We start from the raw sequence: 12,994 nt of genomic DNA, 5'->3' as shown, positions 1-12,994 counted from the left end.
ACAAATAACCAATTCCCAATCCCCAATTCCCAAAATTTAAGATTTGTGCACCACCACCGGTGTTCCCACCGATGCCCAATTGAACAGCCATTTAGCGTGATTTACAGCGACATTTGTGCAGCCGTGAGTGACGGGATTGCCAAACAAATTGTGCCAGTAAGCGCCGTGAATTGCCATGCCTCCGTCGTAATACATTGTATAGGGAACGTCGGGCACATCGTAGTCATCCCCAGTCATTCTAGCAACGCGGTGTTTGGTTTGAACGGCAAAGGTTCCCGTGCGGGTGGGAGTCGATGATTTGCCGCTGGAAATAGTCACCGCATAAACAGGTTTATTTCCTTCCCAAGCTGTTAATCTTTGTCTGGACAAATCAATTTCAATCCAGCGCTGACTGGATTGCTGCAACTGCATAATTCTATTGGCAATTTTGTTGTGCTGCGAGCCGGCAATTGCAGGATTTTGCCCGCCACACAATGCAGCAACTGTGAGGGCGCAGCCGGCACAGAAAATTCCGGCGCGGCGGAAGTAAGTTGAGTTGATAATGCTGTTCATTCTTCACACCCAAAACTATTTTAGATTGTAGGTTTTAGATTTTAGATTAGCTTGTACTATTGTAGATTGTAGATTGTAGATTTTAGATTGGAAAGAGGGCTTAACAAGTTGTTAACTTTTCGGTAAGAGTTCGGGCAATTTGGACGATCGCCCGCCAATCTCCATTTGCCACTAAGTGTTGGGGAAATAAGTCTCCCGCCAAACCAACGGCGATCGCCCCTGCGTCAATAAATACCTTCGCATTTTCCACTGTCACGCCGCCAGTCGGAATCAAAGGAATGTGTCCCAGAGGGCCTTGCAGGCTTTTCAGGTAAGCTGCGCCTCCCAACCCGGATATCGGAAACACTTTAACGCAGGTAGCGCCTGCTTGCCACGCTGTCACGATTTCCGTGGGAGAAAAAGCACCGGGGACGATCGGCACTCCCGCATCAACTGCTGTTTTAATCATAGCTAGATCGGTGTGCGGAGTAAACAAAAACCCGGCGCCGCAATCTATGGCTTGCTGCAACTGTTCTAAGTTTAATAAAGTGCCAGTACCAATACTAAAAGTAGGGAATTCGGAGCGGAGTTCGGCAATTAATTCAGCAGCTTTTTGAGTGTTCCAAGTAATTTCCACAAACTGGAATCCGCCTGCTGCTACCGCTGATGCCATCTGCCGAGCGAGTTCTTTTTCGGAAGAACGGATCACGGCGATGGCGCGGTGTTTTTTTAGTTTTGTCAACCAAGATTGATTATTCATACCCACTCATTCTGCCTCGCCTATAATTCTAGTACACTAGGACTTACGCAGCGAGAGTCTTAAACCTCGATCCCCCCTAGCCCCCCTTAAAAAGGGGGGAATTTGAAAGCCCCCCTTTTTAAGGGGGGTTGGGGGGATCTCTTCGTAAGTCCCCTACACATTACTAAATCCGATATATGCCAAACTACAATATGCGCGGCGTTCAATTTTTAACAGACAATCTAGGCAACAAAACCGCTGCAATTGTTGACCTCAAAGAACACAGTGCATTTTGGGCAGACGTGCTGGCTGAATGCGGCGAACCGACAGACTTTCAATTTTTAGTTGATTCTGAAGGCGAAAAAATTGCGGTGCTGCTCGACTTCGAGAAGCACGGCGAACTTTGGGAAGATGTTTACGATGGCATCATGACTGAGGGGCTAGAGGATGAACCGGGTATTCCTTGGGAGGAATTTAAACGCGAACTTGAATTGAAGGGGAAGTTGAGTGTCTGAATATCAAGTCATTATTCAACAGTCAACCCAAAAACAGCTAAGATTAGTTCCTGTTGAAATCTGCAACAGGCTTGATATCAGAATTAATGCTTTGGCAAATGACCCGCGTCCTGCGGGCTGTATCAAGTTAAAGGGCCAGCAAAATCGCTGGCGAATTCGGGTTGGCGATTACAGGGTAATTTACACTATTAATGATACAACTTTCACCATTTTCATACTGAAAGTTGCTCACCGGCGGGAAGTTTACTAGAGACGATCTGGTGGTAGGGTGCGTTGCCAGAGTCTAACTGCAAATAGCGAGAATTGTCGCAGCGACGCACCCTACTCTAAAAAATCGGGGCGATTCCAGACAATCCCAGAATCACCCCAATTATTGATTTCAAACTTTAGATTCCATCCAAAATTTTAAATCTTAAATCCCAAATCAATTAGGCAATTGTTGCCATTTTGACATCGCTGTTGGCTAACAAATTTTGCAGTTCATCAGCATCCACAGTTTCCTTTTCTATTAGCATATCTGCCAAGGAGTTGAGGACGTGGCGGTTGCCGACGAGTACATCTTTAGCCCGCAGGTAAGCTTGCTCTACCAACAAGCGGACTTCATCGTCGATCGTGGCTGCGGTTTCTTCAGAAAAGTCTCGTTCGGCCATGATATCGCGACCCATGAACATATTCCCTTGCTGGCGACCGAGAGCTACAGGGCCGAGCCGATCGCTCATTCCGAAGCGAGTTACCATTTGCCGCGCTACTCTTGCCACTTGCTGCAAGTCATTGGAAGCGCCAGTCGTAACTTCTTCTTCGCCGAAGACAATCTCTTCAGCAATCCGGCCGCCCAAGGCTACCGCCATTTGATTTTGCAAGTAAGAGCGAGAATACAAGCCGGAATCCATCCGATCTTCGCTGGGGGTGAACCATGTCAAACCACCAGCGCGGCCGCGGGGGATAATGCTAATTTTTTGAACTGGGTCATAATCGGGCATCAGCGCGCCGACTAAGGCGTGACCGGCTTCGTGGTAAGCGACTAAGGTTTTGCGCTTTTCGCTCATCACGCGGTCTTTCTTTTCCGGGCCTGCGAGCACGCGGTCGATCGCATCGTTGACTTCATCCATCGACACTTCGGTCAAGTTGCGGCGGGCGGCGAGAATTGCAGCTTCGTTGAGCAGGTTGGCCAAATCGGCACCTGTGAAACCGGGTGTCCGGCGGGCGATTTTTTCCAAGTCAACGTCTTTCGACAAGGTTTTGCCGCGGGCGTGAACGTTGAGAATTTCGAGGCGACCGGCGAAGTCGGGGCGATCGACCACAACTTGGCGATCGAAACGGCCCGGGCGCAGCAGCGCAGCATCGAGCACGTCGGGGCGGTTCGTAGCAGCAATCAAAATGATCCCTGTATTGCCCTCAAAACCGTCCATTTCCGTCAGTAACTGGTTCAGGGTTTGTTCCCGTTCGTCGTTACCTCCGCCCAAACCAGCTCCCCGCTGGCGGCCTACCGCGTCAATTTCATCGATAAATACGATGCAAGGAGCGTTGGTTTTAGCTTGTTCAAACAAGTCGCGGACGCGGGAAGCACCCACACCGACGAACATTTCTACAAATTCCGAACCGGAAATCGAGAAGAAGGGAACGCCTGCTTCGCCAGCAACTGCTTTTGCGAGCAAGGTTTTGCCTGTTCCGGGAGGGCCTACCAGCAGCACGCCTTTGGGGATTTTTGCTCCAACTGCGGTGAAGCGATCGGCATTTTTCAGGAAGTCCACGACTTCTGCGAGTTCTAGCTTGGCTTGTTCGATGCCAGCTACGTCGCCGAATGTCACCTGAGTTTGCGGCTCCATTTGAACTCTAGCTTTTGATTTGCCGAAGTTCATGGCTTGGTTGCCGGGCCCGTTTTGGGCGCGCCGCACCAGGAAAAACAGTCCTACCAAGAGCAGGATCGGGAAGAACAGGCTGCTGAGGGCTTTTACCCAGAACCCTTCGTCGCTTTGGGGCAGAACTGAAATGTCTACGTTATTTTTGGTCAGGATGTTGATCAGTTCCGGGTCGTTTGGCAGGTTGACGAGTACCTTGCTGCCGTCCTGAGCAGTTACCAAGGCTTTGCTGCGATCGGAACTGATATTTATTTTGTCTACTCTCTTGCCTTCGACTTCCTGAATGAATTGACTGTACTTCCAAACTTCCCGGCTTGGGGGCTGTTTGTCAAAAAATGCCGTTGCTAAGGCAATGACTACAATAGCCAGCAGTGCGTACAAGCCAGCGTTTCTCCAGCGTTTATTCACCGAGGTGGATCCTCCTAATTTTTAGTCCCTGTGATTTGGGAATTTTTATTTATGTTCATCAATCTTAACGTAATTGTAACTTGTTTGCGCTCCGCCAGAATCCCCGCTAGGGCGATTTTGAGCTTTGGTGGTGGAAACCGAACGTTGCTTCACTTCGTCAGGACATGGGAGGCTGTGCTGGCAATTGGTAAATTTTTGCTTACACGAGCGAGTGATTTTTGTCAATGTGCAGATTGAGTAGGGAACGAGTTGAGTTCGAGACGGAGAAGGGCGATCGAGATGACGATCGCGCGAAATCCCGATCGGATGCTTGAGTTAAAGGTAAGATGGGTGCAATCTCTTGCTGTTTTTGAGGCAGAACAAATGTCTAGCAGTAGTCAACCAGGAGCCAACTGCCAGACTCAGTGCGGTAACACTTCTGAATGCTGATGCGGTTGGCTGATGTACTCTACCAAGCTTACTTGAGGCGATCGGCATTTTCGGCACAGAAAAAAGCCTGGTAACGCAATCGAAATAACGATATTTTTCACTGATATGCACAAATTCGCAGATAATATTATAGCTGCAACTAATTTATATAATTGCGGCGATCACTTTCAGGCAGAGTTAATTTGTACCAAAATCATTGACAGTCAGCCAGACAATTCAGATGCTTTGTGTTTGTTAGGAAAAATCAAATATCAAGTCTCAAAAAATCAGCTTGCTTCGACAACAGACGCAGGCCTGCGCTATCACTTGTGGTACTACAACAACCAAATTTGGAATACCACCACATGGGCCGGAGTCAAAGCACTAAAATCTCCCTGCGATATGTGGAATTACCAAGAAATAATCTGGGATTTAAAACCTAGTTTGATCTTAGAATTTGGCAGTTTCTATGGCGGTGGTACTTTATTCTTTGCCTCGCTCCTGGAAAAAATCAATAATAAATCTCAAGTGTTTTCGGTAGATATTGACCATACATCTCTCAATCCCCAAGTGAGAAATCATCCCCGCATCGAGTTAATGCTCTCATCATCAACCGCCCCTCAAGTTTCTCAAAGAATAGTCGAATTACGCAGAGAATTTCCCGGGCAGATATTTGCTATCCTGGATAGCAACCATGAAAAGCAGCACGTTTTGGGCGAGATGCAAATGCTGCGACCGCTACTGCAAACAGGCGATTACGTCGTAGTTGAAGATAGCAATATTAACGGACACCCCGTTTTGCCCGGATGGGGGGAAGGGCCATACGAAGCAATGGAAGAATATTTTACCATTTACCCAGATGATTATCAAAGAGATGATTTGCGCGAACAGAAATTTGGCTTTACTTTTGCAACTGCTGGGTTTTTGATTCGGCGCTAAATATTTTAACATTGTACTGCAAGTAAAAGATAGCCATGAAATTTCCACTGCACCAACCAACCCTCCAGTTATTAACAGGACTCTCAGGAGTCGAACTGGGAGCAGCCTCCCACAATCCCTACGGCGTGAATGCAATTAATGTTGCTCCCAAATTTGACGAGGATTTGTTTCAAGACAACCAAGTTAACATGGGAGAGGAACCGACAAAAATCGATATGTACGGCGAAGCAGACAACATTCCCGTCAAAGACAAAAGTCAAGATTTTGTTTTGTCCAGCCACGTATTTGAACACATTCCCGATCCCATATCTGCTTTATTAGAATGGCAAAGAGTTCTCAAGCCAGGGGGATATGTGGTGATGATTGTCCCGCAGCCGGATGCTCTCGCCGGAGACAATCGTCCCCTATCTACCTACGATAGATTAGTTAAAGCACACCGAGAAAAATGGACGATAGAGACTGCTCCACCAGAGAATTTATACGGTGGTAAAGGCGGACATTACTGGAAATTTACATCAACAACTCTGAGAAAATTCTTTGAGAATCTCAAAACAGCTAATGACGGCATTCCGGTTGTGAATTGGCAACTGCTAGGCACTGAAGACCCTGACAGCAAGGTAGGAAACGGGTTTTGGGTGGCTTACCGAGTACCGTGAGCGATCGAACCGCTATAGCACTTGACAACTACTCGTACCTTAAGTAATTGGCTGTTAACAGCAGCATTTTTCAAGACAAGCTCAAAATAAATTATTTGACACAGAGGTTTTCCCAAAGATGAATTATACAAATCAGTTGAGCTATCAGCCGCTTATCAGTATTGTGATGCCAGTTTACAATACACCCGAGCAGTTTTTGAGAGAAGCAATTCAATCTGTTTTAAATCAAACCTACACTCACTGGGAATTGTGCATTGCTGACGATGCTTCAACCCAGCCTCATGTCAAGCGAATTTTAGAAGAATACGCAGCAAAAGACGCAAGGATTAAGGGAATTATTAGAAGTCAAAACGGTCACATATCTCGCGCGTCAAATTCGGCACTGCAATTAGCAACTGGTGAGTTTGTATCGCTGCTAGATCACGACGATTTGCTGACCGCAGATGCGTTGCAAGAAGTGGTAATGCTGCTAAACGAGCATCTTGATGCAGACATGATTTATTCCGATGAAGATAAGGTAGATGAACACAACAATTTTTGTCTTCCCTGTTACAAGCCAGATTGGTGTCCCGATTCATTTTTGTCTCGGATGTATACTTGCCATCTGGGTACTTATCGGCGATCGCTAATTAACGAAATCGGTGGATTTAGAGCAGATTATGATGGCAGTCAAGATTACGATCTGGTTTTGAGGCTGACCGAAAAAACTAACAAAATATTCCACATACCTAAAATCCTTTACCACTGGAGATTTCACCCCGAATCTGCCTCTGCTTCCAGGGATGCCAAACCTTATGCCTACGAAGCAGCAGCGAGAGCCATCACAGATACAATTCACAGAAGAGGTGAACCCGGACAAGTTATAATGCATCAAAATTACCCCGGTCATTATACTGTTCGGTACGCGATCGAGAGTTACAAACTGGTTAGTATCATCATTCCTACCAGGGATTTTGGGAGTATTTTAAATAAATGTTTAGAATCAATTTTTGCCCAGACTTCGTATCCTAATTACGAAGTAGTGGTAATAGACAACGGCAGTGTTGAATTTGAAACAAGTCAGTTTATCAACAAGTGGCTAACTCTACAACCAACTAAGTTTAAATGCTACCGATTAGATATTCCATTCAATTACTCTCGCATCAATAACTTTGGAGTAGAAAAATCGCAAGGAGATTACTTACTCTTTTTAAATAACGATACCGAAATTAGGGATAAAGACTGGCTCAATGGTATGGTCGAGCAAGCTCAAAGACGGTCAATTGGCGCTGTGGGAGGGCTGTTGCTATATCCTGATAATTCTATCCAAAACACAGGATTTATCTTAGGTGTGAACGGGATTGCCAGTCATGCCTACAAGGGAGTTAGCAAGGTATTGCAGTATGAGGACATGGTACATATAGGATTTGCTAATAACGTCTCGGCGGTTACGGGAGCTTGTTTGATGTGCCGCCGGGAAGTATTTACCAGCAGCGGCGGTTTTGATGAAAATTTACCGATTGTATTTGGCGATGTTGATTTGTGTTTAAAAATGATGGCTAAGGGCTATCGCAATGTCTATATAAGTCAGGCAAAAGTATGGCATCAAGAATTAAAAGGTTGGGCGTTTGAACTGACTGATGATGAACAGTTAAAGATTGAGGAAGCAGCCTCTAAATTGATGTGGTCAAGGTGGAAAAGTTTAATAGAGCGCGACCCCTGCTTCAGCCAAAGTCTAGTGAAAAAGCTGCACGAACAGTTAAATCCGGTCGAAAGAATGCAGCCTTTAGTTAGCATCTGCATTCCTACTTATAACGGCGAGAAATATCTGAGCGAGGCACTTTTTAGCGCTATGGCTCAGACTTATCCCCATTTAGAAATTGTTATTTCGGATGACGGTTCGATTGATCGCACAATGGCGATCGCTAGGTCACTAACTGACAAGTTTCCCGGCGAGTTCAACTTTTCGGTTCACCAGAAATTTGGATTAGTTAAAAATTGGAATCACTGTATTTCTCAAGCAAAAGGGAAATATATTAAGCTGTTATGTCAAGATGATTTGCTAGAACCGGATTGTATTGCCGAGCTGGTGAGTTTAGCAGAACAAGACGAGCAAATAGGTTTGGTATTTTCGCGGCGGGGAGTTTTGCTAGCAGGAGACGCTAACTCGGATGCGGCTTGCCAAGCAATCGGTAGAGGTGCTTTAGAAATATCTCAAAACTGGTCAAATTTGCAGTCGGTACAAGATGGGAAAACACTGCTGGCAGATCCTAATCTTTTGAACAATCCGATTAATAAAATTGGAGAACCGAGTACAGTTTTGATGAGAAGGGATGTTTTCGATAAAGTCGGATTTTTTGATGTAGAATTGCAGCAATTAGTTGATGTTGAAATGTGGTTCAGAATAATGAGCCACTACAAAATTGGTTTTGTAAACAAAAGTTTATCGCACTGGCGCGTTCACCTCAATCAACTGACCAGAGAAAACTTGCTGAAGGGAGAAATTGTGCAAGATGTCCAAAGATTGCACGATAAAATTTTACACAGTGCGTACTTCAATTTATTGAGTTCTGAAGTTAAAAATCGGATGACTGACGCTACTCAGACGGCAGAGTGGATGCGACTGTTAGCTGGAGGGCAAAAACCAGCGGTGAATGTTGCTGCTGTTGCTGTTGTTCCAACTTTAGCTTTAGAAGTTGCCCAAATTTCTCCTGTTGCTTCTAATATTCGCAGACCGTTTTGGTCTGTGATGATTCCGACTTACAACCGGGTAAAATATTTGGAGCAAGCGTTAAAAAGTGTGCTGCAACAGGCTCCTAATGCTGAGGAAATGCAAATAGAAGTTGTTAACGATTGCTCGAACCAATCTATTCAAGATGAAATGGAGGCTATTGTTAATGCTGTAGGCGGTGGACGAGTTAATTTTTACCGACATCCAGAGCAAGATATCGGTCAAACGGCTATCTTTAATCTGTGCATTCAGCGATCGCACGGTGAGTGGGTGCACATTTTGCACGACGACGATGTTGTGTTGCGGGGATTTTACAGCCGCTTGCGAGAAGGTATAGAAAAAGAACCGAGTGTGGGTGCAGCTTTTTGTCGCCACATTTATACAGATGAAGCGGGAAATCAGCGTTGGGTATCTTGGTTAGAAAGAGAAACTCCTGGGGTACTGACTGATTGGTTGGAACAGGTTATTGTGATGTGTCGGCTGCAAGCTTCTCCGATCGCAGTTAAACGCAGTGTTTACGAAAGTTTGGGCGGTTTCTGCCCTCAAGCTGGTGCTGCTTCTGATTGGGAGATGTGGAAGCGAGTTGCGGTGCATTATCCGATTTGGTACGAACCGGAACCGCTGGCTTGGTATCGCCAACATACTTCGTCAGACAATACTCGCTTGCTGAAGTCTGGCGGGCTAATTGCTGATGTGCGAAGATCGATCGACATTTCTCAATCGTATTTGCCAAGGGCGATCGCCGATAAGTTATCGAATCAAGCCAGAGAACATTATGCTTTCTATGCTTTGGATACAGCTAAAAAACTCCTAACAGACGGAGAATATGAGGCGGCGATCGCTCAAATTCGAGAAGGACTAAAATGCAGTCAATCCGCCCAACTAAAAGAAGCATTAGTTTCACTGCTATTGCTTGGGGAATCTCATCAACCTTCTACCGGATTTTCGAGTTCTGTCGATCGGCAACCAAAAGATTCAAGCAACACACCTGCTGAGGTAAACAGTCAACCTACCCGCAAACAAATTGCTGATATTTGGCTGAATTTACCAGCCGAACAAGTGGCTAGCGCCTTTGCGGGCGATACAGGAAAACAGCACCAAGCCCTGCTTGTCAGCGAAATTAGAGATGAACCGCTAACCGATGCAGAAGAGATTTTTGCGAGGGAATTAGCGGCCAACGTGGCGAAAGGATTTAACGACCCGAAAGCTATCAATTACCTGCTCGCAGCGATGCTGTACCGTCGCGCCGACCAACTGCCAATTAACTACGATCGCGCTACCATTCCCAACTGGTTTGCCAACGAATATCTGAAATTTATGTTTGCCTGTCCGAACCTTTTTCAAACCAAAGGAGAAGCAGAGAGTTACTATCAATTTATCCGAGGATGGATTGATTACGTACATAGGAGTTTGTTCAAAAATGTCGCTTCGCCGCTTTGGCAGAATATTGGTGTGTTGTTCGCGCAAATCGCTAACTTTATCCCGCTGTACTTTACAACAGAAAACCTGCGCGATATTTACACAAAACGGGCAGAGATTATCGAGTTTGCGCTCAAAAATCGCGGTTGTTCTATTGATTGTATCTTCCCGGCGCGATCGTCCGCGCGCACAAAAATCCGCCTCGGCATCATCAGCGACCATTTCGCGCCGCAAACCGAAACCTTCGCCACTATCCCGGTTTTCGAGCATTTAGACCGCAACCAGTTCGAGATTTACCTGTACGCGCTCAACACTAGCGGCCACCAATTAGAACAATACTGTCAAAGTCGCGCCGACAAACTAATTGCACTCCCGAAAGACTTTGGGCTGCAAGTCCAAACCATCCGCGCCGACGACTTAGATATCCTGTTTTTCGGGACGAATTTAACAGCTATCAACAAACCAGTCGGTTCCCTAGCAATGCACCGTTTGGCCAGGGTACAAACTACATCTTTTTGTTCCCCAACAACCACCGGAATCAGGCACATGGATTACTACATCGCAGGTCAATTTACTGCGCCGGATGCTAGTTATCAAGCCCAATATTGCGAACAGTTGGCTGTTCTCGAAGGCAGCGGTTTTTGTTTCAAATACGCCACCGAATCGGAAGTAGCTACAGTCAAACCTACGCGCCAAAGTCTCGGCATTTCTGACAACACAACTGTTTTTGTTTCCGGCGCTAACTTCTACAAAATTCTGCCGGAATTGAGAGAAACTTGGGTAAAGATTTTAGCTGCTGTACCCAATTCAATCTTGATTTTATATCCCTTCGGGCCGGCTTGGACTCGGACTTATCCAGCGACACCTTTTGTCAACAATCTGAATGCTGTCTGCGCTAAATACGGCGTGAATAACAACCGCTTGCGGTTTGTAAAACAACTGCCAAGCCGCGCGGATGTCAAAGAGTTTTTGCAGCTAGCAGATGTTTATCTCGATTCTTTTCCTTACGCTGGGGCTACATCATTAATTGACCCTTTGCAAGTAGGATTGCCGGCGGTGGTTGTGGAGGGAAATGCTTTGCGCTTCCGCCAAGGTGCGGCGATGCTGCGGGAGTTGCAAATGCCAGATTTAATTGCGCGTGACGAGGCATCTTACATTGAATTAGCTGTTAATCTGGGCACTAACTCGCAGTTGCGGCAGCAAAAACGGCAGGAAATTAAGGAAAGAATGCAGGCTAATCCTGCTTGTTTTGATAGTGTGGCATATTCGGGGGCGATCGGCAAATTATTCCAAAAACTCTTTAGCAACTGGCAAAGCAGCCACCTAGAAGCAGCCCGCAGCTTGCAGGATAGCATTCCCAAACCAGCCGATTTGGGCGAGAAACTCTCGAATGCCGTCCAGCTTTACCAGAGAAACTCATCAAACATTTCACTAATATCCGAACTGCGTCAAATTCGCAAACAAATTGCTGATTATTGGCTGAACCTTCCCGCAGAAAATATCGAAACATCCTACCAAGGTGCGCCCGGTAACAGCTACAAAATCCTGCTCGAAAGCGGCTTTCAACGTCAACCGATGATCGAAAGCGAGCAAATATTTTTGCAGCAATTAACGCAGATTAGCAAAGGGTTAGTGCATCCCAAAGCTGTCAATGCTTTGCTGGCGGCGATGCTGTATTTTCCACCAGGAACAATGCGAATTCCCGACGCTCGCAACCGTTTACCTCACTGGTTAATTGGAGATTACGAACAAGTTTTTGAGACAGAAGGTGCCGTCAAGTCTGAGTCTAGTTCTGACTTGCTAGCCCAATACATTCATTCTCCGCAATTTGCCAATCAACTGTTAGGATGCGTGAATCTTTATCGCATCGATCCTGCTGACGCATCGGTAGTTTTGGAACTACGCCAAATCCGCAAACAACTGGCTGATTTTTGGCTGATTGTGCCTTCAGAACAACTGGAAACAGTTTACCGAGGCGAAGTTCGTAAGGGATATCAAGCAATACTTAGCTGCGGGTTGCAAGCCGAGTCAATGACGGAAGCAGAACAGAATTTTTTGCAGCAATTAACAGAAATTAGTAAAGGGTTAGTGAATCCTCAAGCTATCAATGCTTTGCTGGGTGCAATGCTGTATTTTGTGCCTGGAAAAATGCGGGTTCCCGAGGCTCGCACCCGCTTGCCACAGTGGTTGATTGATGATTACGAAAATGTGTTTGAGAGTGCATTTGCCGCCAGCGAAAAAACAGTTGTGAAACAAGATTATCTACCGCAGTTACTCAATCAATTAACTGCTGCTGTCAATTTTTATGAAATTGACCCGACGGCTGAATTGGCGATCGCAGATTTGCGGTTAATTCGCAAGCAAATTGCTGATTTGTGGCTGAGTGTTTCTGGGGAACAATTAGAAATGTTGTACCGGAGCGATTTTGGTAAGGCTTACAAGGCTCTGCTGGGCTGCGGGTTTGTTAATGAGCCTCTGAATGAGAGCGATCGCGCGTTTTTCAAATCGTTGGTTGCTGAATTGAGTAAAGGGTTTGGAGGGCCTAATGCTGTGAATAATTTGTTGGCAGCAATGCTGTTTTGTCGCCCCGGGCAGTTGCAGGTTCAGGATGCGAATAGTTGTTTGCCGCCGTGGTTGTTGGAAGATTACGAGCAGTTTGTTGGGGCTGCGGTGAAGGTGGCTGTTGGGTGAGAAAGGGTGCATTTTTTGAGATTTGGGATTAATTGTTAGTCTCAAATCTCAGGATTAAATTGATGTTATAAGCTGTTGTGCAAATAAACATTGCATATTCAGTGCCCGCTCTCGTGCCC

The 12,994-nt window shown here is 46.0% G+C and carries 9 protein-coding genes; 6 read left to right on the top strand and 3 right to left on the bottom strand.

The genetic code is table 11. The features are described 5' to 3' along the window. Positions 1-36: 36 nt before the first annotated feature. Both IQ270_RS22510 and IQ270_RS22505 read right to left on the bottom strand, forming a co-directional pair. On the bottom strand, positions 37-552 hold the full coding sequence (locus tag IQ270_RS22510) for a L,D-transpeptidase (RefSeq protein WP_193975428.1): 516 nt from the start codon (positions 550-552) through the stop codon (positions 37-39). 100 nt (positions 553-652) lie between these two features. After that, entirely contained in the window at positions 653-1,291 is a 639-nt protein-coding gene (locus tag IQ270_RS22505) for a bifunctional 4-hydroxy-2-oxoglutarate aldolase/2-dehydro-3-deoxy-phosphogluconate aldolase (RefSeq protein WP_193975427.1), read from the bottom strand. Between the two features lie 176 nt (positions 1,292-1,467). Here IQ270_RS22505 and IQ270_RS22500 point away from each other — a divergent pair, with 176 nt between their 5' ends. Continuing rightward, positions 1,468-1,785 carry a hypothetical protein gene (locus IQ270_RS22500; protein ID WP_228056597.1) on the top strand — a complete coding sequence of 106 codons (318 nt, stop codon included), beginning with the start codon at positions 1,468-1,470 and terminating at the stop codon, positions 1,783-1,785. Then, on the top strand, positions 1,778-2,035 hold the full coding sequence (locus tag IQ270_RS31320; protein WP_193975426.1) for a type II toxin-antitoxin system RelE/ParE family toxin: 258 nt from the start codon (positions 1,778-1,780) through the stop codon (positions 2,033-2,035). Before IQ270_RS22500 ends, IQ270_RS31320 begins: the two co-directional genes overlap by 8 nt. A gap of 178 nt (positions 2,036-2,213) precedes the next feature. Here the strand turns inward: IQ270_RS31320 and ftsH3 are convergent, their stop codons facing one another. Then, positions 2,214-4,052 (bottom strand): ATP-dependent zinc metalloprotease FtsH3, encoded by a 1,839-nt coding sequence (gene ftsH3 / locus IQ270_RS22490; RefSeq protein ID WP_193975425.1) that lies wholly within the window; start codon positions 4,050-4,052, stop codon positions 2,214-2,216. 249 nt (positions 4,053-4,301) lie between these two features. On the opposite strand from ftsH3, the gene IQ270_RS22485 reads away from it, so the two are divergent. The 4 genes from IQ270_RS22485 to IQ270_RS22465 all read left to right on the top strand — a co-directional run bounded on the left by IQ270_RS22485 (position 4,302) and on the right by IQ270_RS22465 (position 12,875). After that, on the top strand, positions 4,302-4,481 hold the full coding sequence (locus tag IQ270_RS22485; protein ID WP_193975424.1) for a hypothetical protein: 180 nt from the start codon (positions 4,302-4,304) through the stop codon (positions 4,479-4,481). A gap of 105 nt (positions 4,482-4,586) precedes the next feature. Continuing rightward, a complete protein-coding gene (locus tag IQ270_RS22480; RefSeq protein WP_193975423.1) occupies positions 4,587-5,399 on the top strand; it encodes a cephalosporin hydroxylase family protein in 813 nt (270 codons plus the stop codon). 35 nt (positions 5,400-5,434) lie between these two features. Then, positions 5,435-6,055 (top strand): class I SAM-dependent methyltransferase, encoded by a 621-nt coding sequence (locus IQ270_RS22475; RefSeq protein ID WP_193975422.1) that lies wholly within the window; start codon positions 5,435-5,437, stop codon positions 6,053-6,055. Between the two features lie 118 nt (positions 6,056-6,173). Next, positions 6,174-12,875: a glycosyltransferase gene (locus IQ270_RS22465; protein WP_228056596.1), complete on the top strand. Its 6,702-nt coding sequence runs from the start codon at positions 6,174-6,176 to the stop codon at positions 12,873-12,875. The last annotated feature ends 119 nt before the right edge of the window (positions 12,876-12,994 follow it).

Source organism: Microcoleus sp. LEGE 07076 (assembly GCF_015207455.1).
Taxonomy (GTDB): Bacteria; Cyanobacteriota; Cyanobacteriia; order Cyanobacteriales; family Microcoleaceae; genus Microcoleus.
Note: the sequence above shows the minus strand (reverse complement) of the source record. Positions and strands in the feature narration are given on the sequence as shown.